A 16,477-nucleotide genomic window follows, 5' to 3' on the forward strand; every position below is an offset into this window, starting at 1 on the left:
CGCCGACACCGCCGACACCGCCGACACCGCCGGCACTGCCGACACCGCCGGCACTGCCTCATTAAGACCCCGGCCCTGCCCCATAGAGGCCTCCGGCCCTGCCCCATAGAGGGGGCAGCTCTACAGGCAGAAGAAGTGACCACCGGTACCCCGGAAGCGGCTGGAACCATGACGGTGGCCGGCGCACCGACGGCGGCAACTGCCCGGCGCCTGCCCCGGCAGCTGCCCGGCACGTCACAGGCACGGACCGCGGCGGAAGGGCGGGCGGGGGCGGGGCTACCGTGGACGGCGTGGCGCTCTCTCTGGCGATCTCGCCCTGCCCCAACGACACGTTCGTCTTCCACGCGCTGGTGCACGGGCGGGTGCCCGGCGCGCCACCGGTCGAGGTGACGTACGCCGACGTGGACGTCACCAACACGGCGGCCGAGCGGGGCGCGTTCGACCTGGTGAAGGTGAGCTTCGCGGCACTGCCCTGGCTGCTCGACGACTACCACCTGCTGCCCTGCGGCGGCGCGCTCGGTCGGGGTTGCGGCCCACTGGTGCTCACCCGAGGCGATCGTGACGGCGGTCCGGACCGCACCGACCTGACCGGCGCCACGGTGGCGGTGCCGGGCGACCGGACCACCGCGTACCTGCTGTTCCGGCTCTGGTCGGCAGGGCGACCGCCGGCCCGGATCGAGGTGGTCCCGTTCCACGAGATCATGCCGGGTGTGGCGGCTGGGCGTTACGACGCCGGGCTGGTCATCCACGAGGCCCGGTTCACCTACCACCGGCACGGCCTGAGCGCCCTGGTCGACCTCGGCGAGTGGTGGGAGGCCGACACCGGCCTACCCATCCCCCTCGGCGCGATCCTGGCCCGTCGTGGGGCGGTGGACCCGGAGGCCGCGGCCGGCTGGGTCCGCGAGTCGGTCCGGCAGGCCTGGGCGGACCCGGCGGCCAGCCGGGAGTACGTGCTGGCGCACGCCCAGGAGATGGAACTCGACGTGGTGGACCGGCACATCGGCCTCTACGTGAACGAGTTCACCGCAGACCTGGGCGAGGCCGGTTTCGCCGCGGTGGCGGCACTGCTCGACCGGGCCGCCACCGCCGGCCTGGTGCCTCAGACCTCCAGCTCGCGCGCCACCGCGTGGACCAGCTGAGCGATCTTCTGCGCGGCCTTCTTGTCCGGGTACCGACCCCGGCGCAGGTCCGGCTGGACCTTCGCCTCCAGCACCTTGATCATGTCTTCGACCAGGCCGTGCAGCTCCTCGGCCGGCCGACGGCGCAGCTCCGCCATCGACGGCGGCGCGTCCAGCAGCTTGACTCCCATCGCCTGCGCGCCTCGGCGGCTGTCCACCACACTGAAGTCGACCCGCTGGCCACCCTTGAGGTCGGTGACACCCGCCGGCAGCGCCCCCTTGGGCAGGAACACGTCGCCGCCCTCGTCACTCGTGACGAAGCCGTATCCCTTGGCCGTGTCGTACCACTTCACTCGACCCGTAGGCACCTGAAAACCCCTGCTTCACTTGAGCCGCTACTGCTCCAAGGCTAGCTGGATCATCCCGTCGAGCGCCGCTGGGAATTCGGTGAGCTCGTCCAGCACCACTTCCGCCCCGGCCGCGCGCAGCTCAGCGGAGGAGCACGGGCCGGTCGCGACACCGATGCCGGGCACCCCGGCCGCTGCCGCCGCCGCCATGTCCGCGACGTGGTCACCGACGTAGTGGGTCGCGCCGTGCTCCCGCAGCGCGGTCGCCTTCTGCTCGGCGAACAGGTCGCCGGCCAACTCGTCGACCGCGAGACCGAGGTGGTCCAGGTGCAGCCGGGCCAGCCGGCCGATCTTGGATGTGACGACCAGCACCCGGCCGCCCCGCGTACGGATCGCGTCGATGGCCTCCCGTGCGCCGGGCAGCAGGAGCGTCGGGGTGATCGCGTACGCCGGATACAGCTCGCGATACACCCGCACGGCCGACTCGACCTGGTCCGGGGGGAACCAGTGCGCGAGCTCGGTACGCAGCGGCGGCCCGAGCCGGGACACCGCCAGTTCGGCGTCGACCGGCACACCGGTCCTCGCGGTCAGCGCCCGGTAGGCCGCGGCGATGCCGGGACGGGAATCCACCAGGGTCATGTCGAGATCGAATCCGACGGTCAGTGCGGGCATGTCGAGAAACGTACCGGCTACTCCCAGTCGGCCGGACGTCCGAGGGGCGCGGAAGCCCGGTGCCGGGCTAGCGTGGAAAGACGATGACCACCTCACTCGCCGACCACCTGCGGTCGCTGCCCGACGAGTCACTGGCCGCGCTCCTCCAGCTGCGGCCCGACCTCGTCGTGCCCGTGCCGGCCGACGTCTCCGCCCTGGCAATCCGGGCCCAGTCCCGGGTTTCCGTGGCCCGCGCGCTGGACGGTCTGGACCAGTTCACCCTCCAGATCCTCGACGCCGCCCGCCTCACCCGAAATCCGGACGACGGCACCACGGCCACCGACACCGTGCTCGCGATGGCGACCTCGGGGCCGCAGCCGCCGGCTCCGACGGCCGTCCGGGCCGCCGTGGGCCGGCTGCGTGCGCTTTTTCTGCTGTACGGCCCGGAGCACGCGCTCCAGGTGGTGCCCGCCGTCGACGAAGTCTCCCCGTACCCCGCTGGGCTCGGCCGGCCGGCCGCGGAGCTGGACCCGCGCACGGCCGTGCTCTGCGCGGACCCGGCGAAGCTCCGACGGACGGTGCTCGCCGCCCCGCCCTCGGCCCGGGCGATCCTGGACCGGTTGGCGGCCGGCCCGCCGGTGGGCAGCGTGCCGCCGGGGGCGTTGCAGGCGCCGCCGCTCGGCGCGGAGGACCCGGTCCTCTCCGACCCGACAAACGGTGGCGCTCCGGCCGGTTCCCCGGTGCGGTGGCTCGTCGACAACCGGCTGCTGGTCCCCGTGACGACCGGCTCGTCCACGGCCAGCGGAACGGTGGAGCTGCCCCGCGAGGTCGGCCTGCTGCTGCGCCGCGACAGTGGTCCGCTCGGGCCCCTGCGCACCAGCCCACCGCCGGTGACCGCCGCGCCGCGTGAGCCGAAGGCGGTCGACTCGGCCGGGGCCGGGCAGACCATGGAGGTGGTCAGACACACCGAAGGGCTGTTGGAGCAGCTCGCCGACGAGCCCGCGCCGGTGCTGCGTTCGGGCGGCATCGGTGTGCGGGATCTGCGCCGGTTGGCGCGTACCGCCGGGATTGACGAGCCGACCACCGCGCTGCTGTTGGAGGTCGCGTACGCGGCTGGGCTCGTCGGTGAGCTGGAGATGGCCGGCTCGGCCACCGGCCGGTACGGGGCGGATCAGCAGGTGTTGCCGACCGGCGGGTACGAGGTGTGGCGGGCCGCCTCACTGGCCCAACGGTGGGAGCAGCTCGCCCGAGCCTGGCTGACGATGACCCGGCAGGTGGGGCTGGTGGGCCGCCGCGACGACCGGGACCGGCCGATCACCGCGCTCTCCGCAGAGGCCGAGCGGGCCAGCGTGCCGGCCACCCGGCGGGCGGTGCTCGGCGTACTCGCCGATCTGGAGCCGGCGACGGCGCCCACCGCGGAGGAGGTGCAGGGCCTGCTGGACTGGCGGGCTCCGCGTCGCAGCCGGGGCCGGGACGCCGCGCACCGGGAGGTGCTGGCCGAGGCCGCGCAGCTGGGCGTGACGGGGTTGGGGGCGCTCACCTCGTACGGTCGGCTGCTGTTGGGTGACCTGACGTCGACCGACGAGCGGGGCGGCGACGACCCGCTGGGCGTGCACGCGGACGTCGAGAGCGGGGACCCGTCCGGTGCCGCCCGGGCGCTGGACGCGTTGCTGCCCGCACCGGTCGACCACTTCCTGGTGCAGGCCGACCTGACCGTGGTGGTGCCCGGCCCACCCGAGCCGGCGCTCGCCGTCGAGCTGGAGGCGATGACCGAGCTCGAGTCGGCCGGCGGGGCCAGCGTGCACCGGGTCACCACGGCGAGCGTGCGGCGGGCACTGGATTCCGGCTACACGGCCGACGATCTGCACGACGTGTTCCGGCGTCGCTCGCGTACCCCGGTGCCGCAGGGGCTCACCTACCTGATCGACGACGTGGCCCGTAAGCACGGTGGGCTCCGGGTCGGCCTGGCCGGGGCGTACCTGCGCAGCGATGACGAGACACTGATCAGCGAGGTGCTGGCCGACCGGCGCCTGGAGTCGTTGGCGCTGCGCCGGCTCGCCCCGACGGTGCTGTGCACGCAGTATCAGGTTGGTCGGCTGCTGGGCGCGCTTCGCGACGTCGGGTATGCCCCGGTGCAGGAGGACGGCACCGGCAGCACCGTGCTGGCCCGGCCGCGAATCCGGCGTGCCCCGGCCCGGGTGTCGGTGACCACCCGGACGATCGACCCGCTGGCCGCCCCGAAGCTGCCGATGCCCCGGCTGCTCGGCGTGGTGGAGCACATCCGGCGGGGTGACGCGGCGGCGCGGGCGGCCCGACGGGCACCGGCGGTGGTGCGCGGCGGCGCGCCGGGGCTGGGCGGTGGCCCGGTGCCGGCGCACACCCACAGCGAGGCCCTGGCGGTGCTCCAGCAGGCGGTCCGGGACAAGGCGCTGGTCTGGGTCGGTTACGTCGACGCTCACGGGGCGACCGCGTCGCGCCTGCTCAAGCCGGTCTCGATCGGTGCCGGCTACCTGCGGGCCGAGGACGAACGGACCGAGATGCTGCACACGTTCGCGTTGCACCGGATCACCGCGGCGGTGGTGGCGGACTGACCGCCGGCGCCACCGCACGGGCGCTGTCGGTCAGCGGCGGCTTCGGCGTACGGTGCCGACCACCGAGATGATCAGCAGCAGCGCAAAGCCGGCGCCGGCGGACTCCCCGACCGAGTCGACGAAGCCCTGCTGGAGCACCAGCCAGCCGAAGAGGAACCACCCGAGGAGGAGCGTCGCCGCGGCGGCGTACGCGATCACTGTCGCGCGGGACACCTCGTCGGGTGGTGCTTGCTCGTGCTCCGCGATCACGTCACGGTCGACCGTCATGCCAGCCTCCCCGCCCGGTCCGGCCCTGGACTCCCAGGGTGACACTCGTTAGTCCGGTCGGACAGGGGGTTACCGCCGCGATTCGCTCCGTGTCGCTCAGGTGCCGGGGCGCCGGCCGATCAGCACCACCCGGGTGCCGACCTTTCCGAGCTCCCACATCCGGACGGCGTCGGCGTGCAGGAGATTGACGCACCCGTGTGAGCCGATCGACTTCTCGTGCAGGTAGGTGGTGGTCTCGTGGAAGCCCATCCCCTGGGTGAAGTGCTGCCAGTACGGCAGCCACACCTCGTACGGGTCGGACCACTCCTTGGGGTTGCGGTAGTTGACGGCGTACGTGCCGGCCGGGGTGCGGTAGCCGGACATGCCGGTGCGGGTCACCGTCGGCGCCATGATCACCTTGCCGCCGCGGAGCGCCCAGACGGTCTGCCGGGTCAGGTCCACGCAGAACGTGGTGCCGGTGCCGGCCTTGCAGCGGGTCGTGTCGGTGGTGGCGAGGCGCTGGGCCACGTCGAGGGTGGTCGGTCCGGCGCGACCCTCGACGGGGCGGATGCCGTACCTCTTCTGGAACTTCTTGATCGCGGCACAGTCGGCGGCGGACTGCCGACCATCCACGGTCACCGCCCCGAACCCGCCCAACCGGGCCAGGTGGGTCTCCACCGCGCGCTGGTGCTGGCCCTGGGGGCAGCCGGCGACGGTAGGCGTACCGGTGCCGGGGGTTTTCGTGGGTGTTGGCGTGCGGGTCGGCTTCGGCGTGGGTTTCCGGGAGGGTTTCGGGGTGGGCACGGCCGGCGTGGGCCGGCCGTGCTGGTCCGGCCCGGACGTGTCGCTCGCCCCCGTTGCCTGTTCCGCCGCACCGGCTGGGGCGGCTCCCCCGCCACCACTCCCACCGGACTGCGGATCGAACGCGCACGCACCCGTGCCGACCAGCACGACCACCACAAGGGCGACCAGCCGGGAAGTAATCCGAACATGCCCCATGGAGCCTCCCCAGACAGTCGTCCCTTTACTAGACGTTCGTGAGTGCCGTCACGGTTGCGGCCGGTGAGCATCTTTCTTTCGCGGTCCCGCATCGTGCAACACTGGATGGTCGGCCAGCGGCGGGTATGCCACCCGTTCCGGCCGGACGGCCAACCGAGGAGAGGACGCTGGCGTGAGCGGTGGACCACTGATCGTGCAGTCGGACAAGACCCTGCTGCTGGAGATCGACCACCCCGACGCGCAGGCCTGCCGGATGGCGATCGCGCCGTTCGCGGAGCTGGAACGCTCGCCGGAGCACGTGCACACCTACCGCCTGACTCCACTGGGTCTGTGGAACGCCCGCGCGGCGGGGCACGACGCCGAGGGCGTCGTGGACTCGCTGCTCAAGTACTCCCGCTACCCGGTGCCGCACGCGCTGCTGGTGGACGTGGCCGACACGATGGACCGGTACGGGCGGCTTCAGCTCGCCAACGACCCGGCGTACGGGCTGGTGCTGCGCGCACTGGACCGGCTGGTGCTGATCGAGGTGGCCAAGAGCAAGAAGCTCGCCGGGATGCTCGGCGACAAGATCGACGACGACACCATCCGGGTGCACCCGTCCGAGCGTGGCCGGCTCAAGCAGGCGCTGCTCAAGCTGGGCTGGCCGGCGGAGGACCTGGCCGGTTACGTCGACGGTGAGGCGCACCCGATCGAGCTGGCCGAGGCCGGCAAGGACGGGCGCAAGCCGTGGACGCTGCGCTCGTACCAGCGGGAAGCCGTCGAGGCGTTCTGGGCCGGCGGGTCGGGCGTCGTGGTGCTGCCCTGTGGCGCCGGAAAGACCCTGGTCGGCGCGGCGGCGATGGCCGAGGCGAAGGCCACCACCCTGATCCTGGTCACCAACACGGTCGCCGGCCGGCAGTGGAAGCGGGAGCTGATCGCCCGCACGTCGCTGACCGAGGAGGAGATCGGCGAGTACTCCGGCGAGCGCAAGGAGATCCGCCCGGTCACCATCGCGACGTACCAGGTGCTCACCTCGCGGCGCGGCGGGGCGTTCACCCACCTGGACCTCTTCGGGGCCCGCGACTGGGGCCTGGTCGTCTACGACGAGGTGCACCTGCTGCCCGCGCCGATCTTCCGGTTCACCGCGGACCTCCAGGCCCGCCGCCGGCTGGGCCTCACCGCGACTCTGGTACGCGAGGACGGCCGCGAGGGTGACGTGTTCAGCCTCATCGGTCCGAAGCGGTACGACGCGCCGTGGAAGGACATCGAGTCGCAGGGCTGGATCGCCCCGGCCGAGTGCACCGAGGTCCGGGTGACCCTGACCGACGCGGAGCGGATGTCGTACGCGACGGCGGAGGCCGAGGAGCGCTACCGGATGGCGGCGACGGCCCGCACCAAGCTGCCTGTGGTCAAGGCGCTCGTCGACAGGCACCCGGACGACCAGGTGCTGGTGATCGGCGCGTACATCGATCAGCTGCACCAGCTCGGCGAGTACCTCGACGCGCCGATCATTCAGGGCTCGACCACCAACAAGGAGCGGGAGCGGCTCTTCGACGCGTTCCGCACCGGGGAGATCCGCACCCTGGTGATCTCGAAGGTCGGCAACTTCTCCATCGACCTGCCCGAGGCGGCGGTCGCGATCCAGGTGTCGGGGACGTTCGGGTCACGGCAGGAGGAGGCGCAGCGGTTGGGGCGGGTGCTCCGGCCGAAGGCCGACGGCCGGCAGGCGCACTTCTACACGGTGGTGTCCCGGGACACGATCGACACCGAGTACGCGGCGCACCGGCAGCGCTTCCTCGCCGAGCAGGGGTACGCGTACACGATCGTCGACGCTGACGACGTCCTCGGCCCGAGGCTCCCCACCGTCGACTGACCCGCGGGGCCTTGATCGACTCCATATCGGCGATGTCGCGGCACTTCGACACCGCGCCGTCGCCGATATGGAGTCGACCCGCACTCAGGCCGAGTTGACCAGGAAGTGGTAGCTCGTCGTGTCGGTCCACACGCCGTCGGCCGCACGTCCGCGCACCCTCATGGTCTGGAAGCTCGTCGCGATCGGCGTGTAGCTCGCGGTGGCGACTCCGGCGGCATTCGCCGCGACCAGCATCGCCGGCCCGTCGTCGACCGTGTACTCGAATTCGACGACGCCCGGAGAGCCCTGGGTGAAGGTGAAGTCACCCGGCACGCCGACGCCGCCGCCCCACTCGTTGGCCGGGTAGGTCACCGAGGACACGAGCGGCGCCGTACCGACCAGGAACGGGTAGTCCGTCTGTGGCGTGTACTCCCCCGCCTCGGTGCGGCCCCGCACCGAGAAGACGTTCGCGCCGTTGCGATCCATCGTCAGCATGATGTCGGTGCCCAACGAGTTGGGGGTCTTCGGCACGCTCTGCCAGGCGCCGCCGTTGAGCTGGTACTCGAAGGTCGTCACCTCGCCGATCTCGGTGTAGACCTCGAACCGGCCGGTAGCGCCGATCCCGCCGATGGCGGTGTACTCGTCGTAGGCGCTGTTCACGTTCACGCGGGGATCTCGTACCCGGAACTCGTACCGCCGCTCCGCGCTGGCCGTGCCGTCCGCCGCCCGGCTGGTCACTGTCAACACAGTGCTCCCGGGATGCGGCGGCGTGATCTCGATCGTGGCGCGGCCGTCGGGCCCGGCCGTCACGACCTGTTCTTCGGCGCTGTAGTCCAACAGGTAGCGGTACTCCACCACGTCGGAGCGGCCCGGGTTGAAGGTGAACTGGCCTGGCTGGCCTGGCTGGCCGGCCGAGCCGCTCTCGGGGTACGCGCTGGACGTCACCACAGGCGCGTCGCTGACCTCGAAGGTGTAGGTCCGCGTCGGCGAGAAGGAGCCGTCCAGGAAGCGCGTCCGCACCGCCAGCGTGTTGCTGCCGGAGCGATCCGGGGTGAGGGTCAGCCGAGCCTCGTTGTCGGTCTGCTCGATGACCTGCTCGGGCCCGTCGTTGTACCGATGGAGGAAGACGTCCACGTTCGGCATCGCCGTGCTGATGTGGAACTCACCGGCGATACCCACGCCGCCCCACGCGCCGTACTCGTAGTAGGTCTCGGAGTAGATGCTCGGCTTCGTGTCGATGACGTTGAACTCGTACTGGACGATTTCCGAGACGGTGCCGTCGGCGCTGATGCTGCGCACCATGAACGTGTGCCAGCCCGGGTCGGTAGGCGTCCAGTTCAGCGCCGCGGTGCCGTCCGCTGCCGCGTCGACGCGTTGCATCTCGCCGTAGAGCAACCCGTACTCGTACGCCACCACCCCGACCCGGCCGGGTCGGAAGGTGAAGGTGCCCGGACGACCCACCACCCCGTTGTGGTCGGGGAAGGCGAAGTCGGCCGACTCCACGAGCGGGGTGTCGCGGACGAACACCTCCTCGGTGTACGCGCCGACGAACTCGGCGCCGACGTAACTGCGCACCTCAAGCCGGATGGGGCCGGCCTGCGCGAACGTCACCGGGACTTCGGTGGTGCCGTCGGTGCTCGCCGGGATCCTGGTCTCGTCGCCACCACCGATCGTGTAGCCGAACTCGGTGACCCCCTCGACGTTCGTCGAGATCGCCAGTTGACTCGACAGGCCGACACCGCCGACCTGCACCTGCACCTGCGGTGCGGTGGACCGCACCGCGAACTGGTAGTTGGTCACCTCTGAGGAGTTCGACGCGCTGTCCACACTGCGCACGCTCAGGGTCTCGTTGTAGGAGGTGGGCGCGTATTCGAGTGTGACGTTCGCGCCGGGTGCGGGCGCGGGAAGGTAGTTGTACGTCTCGCCGTAGCGTCCCCAGTAGTAGCCGACCACGTCCGGCGACCCGTTCGCCGTGAGGACGAACGTGCCCGGCACCCCGGGGCCGCCGTGGGGTTGGCCGTCATCCGGGTATTTCGCCGAGGTGACCGTGGGCGGGGCCGGTCGCTGCCCGTCCACCTTCACGTAGCAGGGTTGTGCCCACTTCGAGTAGTCCTGACCGTCAAAGGCACGAGCGGTCCACGCCACAACGGTCCCGTGCGGGTACTGCGACATCTCCCAGGGGACCTTGGCGAGGTTGCTTCCGTAACTGACGCCAGGTTGCTCGGACCGCTGGTCTTCGTGGCCGACCGGCCAGGCGGCGAACTGCGCGTTGAGGTACGGGTCACTGCTGTCCGCGTCCGCGCCCCGGAGCATGAAGGTGTAGCTGCGCGCCCCGACCGGTTGTGGCTTCTTCTTGGTGCCGCAGGACCACGACGGCCACTCCAACCCGATCTGGGCGACAGTCGGGGCGTGGTTGACATCGCTGCGGATCGCCGGGTACGGGTAGAGCTTACGGCCGTGCGAGAGCTTGCCCTCGTCGCCGTGCGGCACGGAGATCTCGACGGTCAGGGTCTGCTTGTCCTGATCGGCCAGCCGCTGCAGGGCCGGCTTGATGTCCCAGACCAGATAGCCGGGACAGGTCGCCGAGCCGCCGGCCAGGATGGTGCCGATGAGTTCACGCCGGCGGGGCTCCGACTCCCAACTCGTGGTCGCCTTGATCGGATCGGTCCGCCAGAGTTGGACCGGCTGAGCCGCCGCGCAGTCGGCGGCCGATCGCTCGCCGATGATCAGATCGGCCCGGTGGACAATGGCCTTGCGGAAGCGCGAAACGTCGAAGGTGAAGTAGGACCGGGACAGGTGTTTGTTGCCGCGCGTGTCTGCCCAGGCGCCGATCGGCGCGTCTCCGGCGGGGTTGACGAACGACTTTTTCGGCAGATATGAATCCGTGTAGGCCCACCCGGACTTCCGCAGGTCCAACTGTTCATCGGCCTGTGCCGGGCTGGCGGTGACGGTGACCAGGCCCGCACCGAGCAAGATCCCCATTGATGCGGCCAGCATTCTTCGTACGCGCTCGACCATTGTGTCCCCCCGGACGAGAATGGCGCGCCTCGCCATCCCATTCGCGAGAGTATCGATACGCGCCAAGCGCTCACGTCCCGAAATCCCGCTCTGTCGCCGACCGGACGGTAGGCGTTGATCGACTCGACTTCCCGCAAGTCGGGCCGTCCGGGGCACTTCAATGCCGCGGTTTCACGGATTCCGAGTCGATCAGCCGTCGGGCGCGAGCACCCGCTCAGCGCCGTCGGGACTCGGCGACGAAGACCCCTCGACCTGGACGACCCACCAGCACACCGTCGCCACGCAGTCTCGCCACCGCCCGGCTGATCGTGGACTGGGAGACGTCGTATTCATCCGCCAGCACCCGCCCGGACGGGAGTTGCGACCCGGGCGCGTAGGTGCCGTCCTTGATCTTTTTCAGGAGATCGTCGAGCAGTTCGTCCATCGTGGGCGGGATAGGCACGTGGAGCCCCTTGCAGTCGGTTGGCCCGCCCAGTATTGATCAGCTACTTCGACGCAGGCAACGCATGTAGCACGGATGACATAAGTGGGTAGATGACTCGGCGACATGCTTGACATAGGTGACTCAGTAGCAATAGCGTCGCTCTCGGTGATGCGGTGCTGCTGCGGTCGGTTGGCGCCTCTCGTACTGGTCTCGCATCGCCACCGAGACCCTCACCCGCCGCGCTCCCCCAGCGCGGCCTGCTGCCGCACCTCCGGAGCGGCCGCAGGGCGGGGCGGTCTCCGCCGAGCGCAACCGGCGGAGGCCGCCTCCGCACGTCGATCCATCCGACGAAGGGCAGTCACCGTGCGCAACCTGATCCGTCAGCCGGGCCCACCCGACGAAGAACGTCCGACGCGAGAGCGCACCCCGAGGCGGACGGTCCGGTCGGCGAACCGCTGCCTCCGATGAGCGACCGTTGGGTGATCCACCTGCCGATCACCGCGCCGGACCTGCTGCGCGCTCGGATCTTCGCGCGTACCGCGGCTCGGGTGCTGGTCCGGCTCACCGCGCGTGTCGAACCGGGCGGGGTGACCGTCTCGGCCGAGGACCAGCAGGGCGTACATCATTGGGTGTTCTGTGACCGGCCACTGCCCGGCGGCGGGCGGTGTGGGTTGCCCACCGACCACACCGCGCGCTGTGCGCGACGCTCGCGCTGACGCGTAGCCGGCGGCCAGCCGTGCTGGCTCAACCGATCTTGGCGGCAACGTTCAAGCGGAGAAGCCGCGTACGAGCACGGCCAGCCGCTGCTCGTGGCCGGCGCGCCGGAGCCGGCCGCTGCGCATCAGCGTGACCAGCCCGTGCAGGCCGGCCCAGAACGTCTCGGTGACCGTCTCCAGGTCGTCGTTCCCGGCGACCGGGCGCACCGTTTCGGCCAGCTCGGCGAAGCCTCGGGCCAGGTCCGTCGGGACGTCCTGAGTGGCGAACGGCAGGTCCACGGCGAGGGTGAACATCGCGTCGTAGATCGCGGGCCGCTGCTGGGCGAACGCGACATACGCCGCCGCCACGTCGGCGACCGCCTGCCGGGGACTGGCGGCCGAGGCCCGGGCCGTGGCGACAGCGGTGGCCAGCTCGGCGAAGCCCTCGACGGCGACCGCCGCCATGATGGCGTCCTTGCCCTTGAAGTGGCTGTAGAGGACTGGCTGGCTGTACTCGATTTCGGCGGCGAGCCGCCGTGTGGTCACCGCGTCCCAGCCTTCCGCCAGGGCCAGGTCGCGCGCCGCGGCGATGATGGCCCGTTCCCGTTCCGCCCGCTCGCGCTCCCGGCGTGCCTGTGTCGACATGACAGAGACTCTAGCACCGCTAGCGATCCTGTCGGCGCTCTGCTAGCGTCGCTCCTACATCTAGCAGCGCTAGCAAATGGAGCGGACCATGTTGACATCCCTCGCCTACGGGCTCGCCGTCGTGCTCAGCCTCTTCGTTGCCTTCATCGGCGCTCGGTTCCTGCTGGTGCCCACCGCGTCGGCTGCCGGGTACGGCGTACCGGCCCGGCCGGACGGAGATCCCGCCTACCTCAGCGTCAAGGGAGTACGCGATCTCAGCTACGGCCTGCTCGGCCTCGCCCTGATCGCCTTCACCAGCGCCGACGCGGTCGCGTGGTTCATGCTGGTCGTCGCGCTCGTCCCGCTCGGCGACACCGTCATCGTGCTCCGCAACGGCGGCACGAAGGCCGTCGCCTTCGGCATCCACTTCGCCACCGCCGTCGTCGTCCTGCTCGACGCCGCCCTGCTGTTCGCCCTGTAGCTGCCGAGATCGCCCGGCCGCGCCTGACCTGGCCGGGATGCGCCCGCCTTGATCGACTCGGCTTCCTGGAAGTCGCGGCATCCGAAGCAGGTTGATGCCCCGGTTTCAAGAAAGCCGAGTCGATCAACGCGTGGGGCGGGCGACGACAGGCGGGGTGTTACGACGTGGGCGGTGGGCAGCGGTCGGGGAGGGTGACCTCGCCGGGGTGGTGGTCGAAGGTGTTCAGCGTGAACCACTCGTCCAACTCCGGGTCGAAGAGGTTCTGTAGGCCGAACTGCAACACCTGCCACCACCGGGTCGGGTCCCGCTGGTCGACGTAGATGTCGCCGAGCGCGAGCGGAAACCGGAAGAACTCCCCCGGCACTGTGGAACCGCCGACGACGCCGACCCGCCAGTGGTCGACGTGCCGGTCCTGGTCACCCTGCAGGATCTCCGGACCCACGTAGCGGGCGGTCTTCAGCTTGTCGTTGAAGATCTGCCGGTTGAAGAACCCCGGGATCTTGCTGCACGCGCGGGGCGGGAACAGCGGGATGTTCGGCCACCTGTAGGTGAGCGTGTAGAGCGTGTTCTCGTAGATCAGGTTGGTGAACCAGATCGGGTGGTCCGGGCCGCCGGCGGTCATCTGACTGTTGCCGTCCCGGCCCTGCCAGCTGAACGGCACGTCGATGCCGAGGTCACGCACGACGTACCGACCGACGCCCCGGAAGTCGGCGGGGAGCAGCGGCGGGCGCGGGTCGCGCGGGTCGGGGGCGGTGGGGCCGTCGGCGCGGACCGCGCGAGGCAGCGGCGCCGCCGCCGGACCGGGCGCGACCACCCCGAGGGCGAACAGGCCGCCGGCCACCGCCGAAACCACAGCCCGACGGGTACGCCTCGACACCATGTCCCCTCCGCCAATGTGCACAGTGGCCGACGCACTGACCGTGCGCGTGCCTTCGGCGAAGCGTAGGAGCGGGAGAAACGTGAGAGCGGGCGGAACGGGTGGTCTCCACCGGACGGGTGACGCAGCCCTGATCGACCCGGTTTTCCAGAAAGTCGCGGCATCCAGGACAGGTTGTTGCCCGGTTTCACCAAAGCCGAGTTGATCAAAGCGCGCTGTCCGACCACTCAGGCCGCGCGCAGCTTCCGTAGGACGTACTGGTTGAGACTCATCCCGTCCTCGGCGGCCTCGATGGCGAGCTCGCGATGCAGGCTCTCTCCGACACGGAGGTTGAACTTGCCTGAGTAGCTTCGCTCCGCGAACGGCTGCGGCACCGCCTCGCCCTGCTCCCGCATGTCGGCGATCACCTCCTGCAACAGACCTTGAAGGCCCTGCAGCGCCTCCACCTGCGTGGGGGCCAGCCAGGAGAGCGACGGAAATTCGGCGCAGGTGGCGACAAACTCCTGGTCATCGACCGACCAGGTGACACGGTAGGTGTAGTGCGTGATCTCGGGACGGGCGTCGGGTTGCATCACATGGCCTCCTTCCTGTCGCCTACCAGTGCTCCACTCTTTACAGGACCCGGGTCACCCGCTCGGCGGCGACGACCGCGTCCCGTCGCGCCGGGTCGAGGTTGGCGCTGATGACCACGGAAGCGCCGGCCGAGAGCGGCGCGAGCAACCACTTCAGCGGCTGCTCGGTCTCCGCGGCGTCGACCAGTAGGCGGTCACCGGCGCGCAGGTCCAGCATCGCGGCGAACTCCTGGGCGAGCGCACCCCACTGGCCGTAGGTGGTGCCGTCCGCGGTGGCCGGGTCCGACGGGTGGATGGCGGTGTGGTCGGGCGCGGCGTCGCCGTGCCGAAGCACCTCGGCAGACCAGTCCAACCAGCCCAACGGCACGTCGTCCAACTGCCCCGGCCCGGTGCCGACAAGGTAGCGGTGCGGCGCGTCGGGAACGTCCTCCAGCCAGTCGTCCTGCCGCTCCGGCGTCACGAAGACCGCGTCGAACGGCCGGTCGCCGCCGGGTTCGAGCACCGTCAGGCCCGCAGTGGCGCGCGGTCGAAACGACACCGCCAGGCCGGAGGCCCAGGCACCCAACAACACCGCTGCGGTACGCCAGTGCGGCGGCAGCAGGACCGCTATGCGGCTGCCGGGGCCGAGCCCGCAGCCGTCCCGCAGCAGGCTCGCGCTGCGTGCCGCCCATGTGCCGACCTGTTGTGCGGTCAGGTCGACGCGCTCGCCGGTCGCCTCGTTCCGGTAGCTGAGCAGCGGAAGCTCGACCTCGACGGGTCGGGCCGCCAGGTTGGCCGTGACGATTGGCTGCATCCACGCTCCCCAGGTCGACGTCGGCACCACAGTACTCAACGACTTTGGTCGCGCCGGTCGCCGACCGATGGCCGTATCGGGTGACCGGGTGGCCCGCGCACGGTGCAGATGACCCCCGAGACACCGTCGAGGAGCGCCCATGCCGACCGGAACCGACCCCGTCGCCGCCGACCATCCCGCCGCCGATCGCCCTGCCGCCGCTGCGCTTCTGCCACTGCGCCGGCGGCTCCTGCCGGTGATCGCGTTGCTGTTGCTCGCGCCCTGGGCGGCGGAGTGCTCGTGGGGTGGCTTCGCCATCGACGACTTCCTGCCGGTGTTGATCTTCCTGGGGCCGATGTACGGCGGCGCGGCGATCCTGATCCGGGAGACCGCTCGGCACCTCGGCGCTGGTTGGCCGACGATCGTGCTGCTCGCCGCCGCGTTCGGTGTACTCCAGGCCGGGCTTGTCGACCAGTCGCTGTTCAACCCCGACTTCCTCGACGACACCCAGTACGCCGACACCCGGACCGCCGCCGAGGCGACGCTGGTGCCGGGGTTGGAGTTCAGCCTCCGGCAGGCCTTCGACTACGTGGGCAATCACATCGTGCTGACCATCTGCGCGCCGATCCTGCTCATCGAGTCGCTCCTCGGGGCGAACCGTCGGCTCCGGCCCTGGCTGGGCCGGCCCGGCCTTGCCGTGGTCGGCGTGATCTATCTGCTCGGCAGCCTGTTCATCTTCTTCAACATCAACAATGACAAGGGCTTCCTGGCCAGCCCGCTCCAACTGTCCTTCGCCACGGCGCTGGTCCTCGTACTCGTCGGAACGGCTCTGCTGCCCCGCTGGCGTCACCCCCGCCCGCGCCGGGCCCGTCGGGCGCCGCATCCGCTCTGGGTGGGTCTGCCGGTCGTCCTCGTCCGCCTCGGCTCCGACCTGGCACCGGGCTGGGCGGGGGTGGCGATCGCGCTGGCGCTCGCGGCCGTCGCCGGCGGGCTTATCGCGTACTGGTCGTCCTGCAATGGCTGGGGGCAGCGGCACACGCTTGTTGCCGGCACTACGAGCCTGGCCATGGCCGCCGCGTTCGCGTACCTGGTGCCGCCGTACTCCCCGGCGAGCCCGGCGGCGGCCCTGGCCGGCGACATCGCGGTCACCGTCATCACGGTCACCCTGGTCGTGGCTGCCTGGTGGCGGCTGCGAGCTTCGCCGACTGTTCATGTCGGCGCAAGCTGACGC

At 70.8% G+C, this 16,477-nt stretch carries 16 protein-coding genes; 6 read left to right on the plus strand and 10 right to left on the minus strand.

What is annotated here, in order from left to right:
- Positions 1-290 precede the first annotated feature (290 nt).
- Positions 291-1,139 (plus strand): 1,4-dihydroxy-6-naphthoate synthase, encoded by an 849-nt coding sequence (locus ACLQ3B_RS08045; RefSeq protein WP_112677681.1) that lies wholly within the window; start codon positions 291-293, stop codon positions 1,137-1,139.
- Here the strand turns inward: ACLQ3B_RS08045 and ACLQ3B_RS08050 are convergent.
- Together ACLQ3B_RS08050 and ACLQ3B_RS08055 are read right to left on the minus strand one after the other, a co-directional pair.
- Positions 1,100-1,486 carry a cold-shock protein gene (locus ACLQ3B_RS08050; RefSeq protein ID WP_074316242.1) on the minus strand — a complete coding sequence of 129 codons (387 nt, stop codon included), beginning with the start codon at positions 1,484-1,486 and terminating at the stop codon, positions 1,100-1,102. The genes ACLQ3B_RS08045 and ACLQ3B_RS08050 overlap by 40 nt on opposite strands.
- A gap of 27 nt (positions 1,487-1,513) precedes the next feature.
- Positions 1,514-2,137: an HAD family hydrolase gene (locus ACLQ3B_RS08055; protein ID WP_425778782.1), complete on the minus strand. Its 624-nt coding sequence runs from the start codon at positions 2,135-2,137 to the stop codon at positions 1,514-1,516.
- Between the two features lie 83 nt (positions 2,138-2,220).
- Here ACLQ3B_RS08055 and ACLQ3B_RS08060 point away from each other — a divergent pair, with 83 nt between their 5' ends.
- A complete protein-coding gene (locus tag ACLQ3B_RS08060; RefSeq protein WP_425778784.1) occupies positions 2,221-4,707 on the plus strand; it encodes a helicase-associated domain-containing protein in 2,487 nt (828 codons plus the stop codon).
- Between the two features lie 30 nt (positions 4,708-4,737).
- Here the strand turns inward: ACLQ3B_RS08060 and ACLQ3B_RS08065 are convergent, their stop codons facing one another.
- Entirely contained in the window at positions 4,738-4,974 is a 237-nt protein-coding gene (locus tag ACLQ3B_RS08065) for a hypothetical protein (protein WP_366630523.1), read from the minus strand.
- A 96-nt stretch (positions 4,975-5,070) separates the two neighbouring features.
- Complete coding sequence (locus tag ACLQ3B_RS08070; protein WP_425778787.1) at positions 5,071-5,952, minus strand: L,D-transpeptidase family protein; 882 nt, start codon at positions 5,950-5,952, stop codon at positions 5,071-5,073.
- 172 nt (positions 5,953-6,124) lie between these two features.
- On the opposite strand from ACLQ3B_RS08070, the gene ACLQ3B_RS08075 reads away from it, so the two are divergent.
- Positions 6,125-7,804 carry a DNA repair helicase XPB gene (locus tag ACLQ3B_RS08075; RefSeq protein WP_425778789.1) on the plus strand — a complete coding sequence of 560 codons (1,680 nt, stop codon included), beginning with the start codon at positions 6,125-6,127 and terminating at the stop codon, positions 7,802-7,804.
- Between the two features lie 84 nt (positions 7,805-7,888).
- Here ACLQ3B_RS08075 and ACLQ3B_RS08080 read toward each other — a convergent pair whose 3' ends face one another.
- Both ACLQ3B_RS08080 and ACLQ3B_RS08085 read right to left on the minus strand, forming a co-directional pair.
- Positions 7,889-10,765: a hypothetical protein gene (locus tag ACLQ3B_RS08080; RefSeq protein ID WP_425778791.1), complete on the minus strand. Its 2,877-nt coding sequence runs from the start codon at positions 10,763-10,765 to the stop codon at positions 7,889-7,891.
- Between the two features lie 250 nt (positions 10,766-11,015).
- Positions 11,016-11,225 carry a winged helix-turn-helix domain-containing protein gene (locus tag ACLQ3B_RS08085; RefSeq protein WP_393365805.1) on the minus strand — a complete coding sequence of 70 codons (210 nt, stop codon included), beginning with the start codon at positions 11,223-11,225 and terminating at the stop codon, positions 11,016-11,018.
- Positions 11,226-11,689: 464 nt separating this feature from the next.
- Between ACLQ3B_RS08085 and ACLQ3B_RS08090 the strand changes: the two genes are divergently transcribed.
- Positions 11,690-11,941 (plus strand): hypothetical protein, encoded by a 252-nt coding sequence (locus ACLQ3B_RS08090; RefSeq protein WP_425771151.1) that lies wholly within the window; start codon positions 11,690-11,692, stop codon positions 11,939-11,941.
- A 51-nt stretch (positions 11,942-11,992) separates the two neighbouring features.
- Here the strand turns inward: ACLQ3B_RS08090 and ACLQ3B_RS08095 are convergent, their stop codons facing one another.
- Complete coding sequence (locus ACLQ3B_RS08095; RefSeq protein ID WP_425778793.1) at positions 11,993-12,565, minus strand: TetR/AcrR family transcriptional regulator; 573 nt, start codon at positions 12,563-12,565, stop codon at positions 11,993-11,995.
- A gap of 88 nt (positions 12,566-12,653) precedes the next feature.
- Between ACLQ3B_RS08095 and ACLQ3B_RS08100 the strand changes: the two genes are divergently transcribed.
- Positions 12,654-13,025 carry a DUF4267 domain-containing protein gene (locus ACLQ3B_RS08100; protein WP_425778795.1) on the plus strand — a complete coding sequence of 124 codons (372 nt, stop codon included), beginning with the start codon at positions 12,654-12,656 and terminating at the stop codon, positions 13,023-13,025.
- Positions 13,026-13,182: 157 nt separating this feature from the next.
- Here the strand turns inward: ACLQ3B_RS08100 and ACLQ3B_RS08105 are convergent, their stop codons facing one another.
- From ACLQ3B_RS08105 to ACLQ3B_RS08115, 3 genes are all read right to left on the minus strand, one after another.
- A complete protein-coding gene (locus ACLQ3B_RS08105) occupies positions 13,183-13,905 on the minus strand; it encodes a hypothetical protein (RefSeq protein WP_425778797.1) in 723 nt (240 codons plus the stop codon).
- A gap of 224 nt (positions 13,906-14,129) precedes the next feature.
- Entirely contained in the window at positions 14,130-14,474 is a 345-nt protein-coding gene (locus ACLQ3B_RS08110) for a type II toxin-antitoxin system HicB family antitoxin (protein ID WP_425778799.1), read from the minus strand.
- 40 nt (positions 14,475-14,514) lie between these two features.
- Positions 14,515-15,267 carry a TIGR03089 family protein gene (locus tag ACLQ3B_RS08115; protein ID WP_425778801.1) on the minus strand — a complete coding sequence of 251 codons (753 nt, stop codon included), beginning with the start codon at positions 15,265-15,267 and terminating at the stop codon, positions 14,515-14,517.
- A gap of 139 nt (positions 15,268-15,406) precedes the next feature.
- Here ACLQ3B_RS08115 and ACLQ3B_RS08120 point away from each other — a divergent pair, with 139 nt between their 5' ends.
- Complete coding sequence (locus ACLQ3B_RS08120) at positions 15,407-16,474, plus strand: hypothetical protein (protein WP_425778803.1); 1,068 nt, start codon at positions 15,407-15,409, stop codon at positions 16,472-16,474.
- Positions 16,475-16,477: the final 3 nt, after the last annotated feature.

The sequence above is a fragment of the Micromonospora sp. DT53 genome (assembly GCF_049841535.1).
Classification (GTDB): domain Bacteria; phylum Actinomycetota; class Actinomycetes; order Mycobacteriales; family Micromonosporaceae; genus Micromonospora.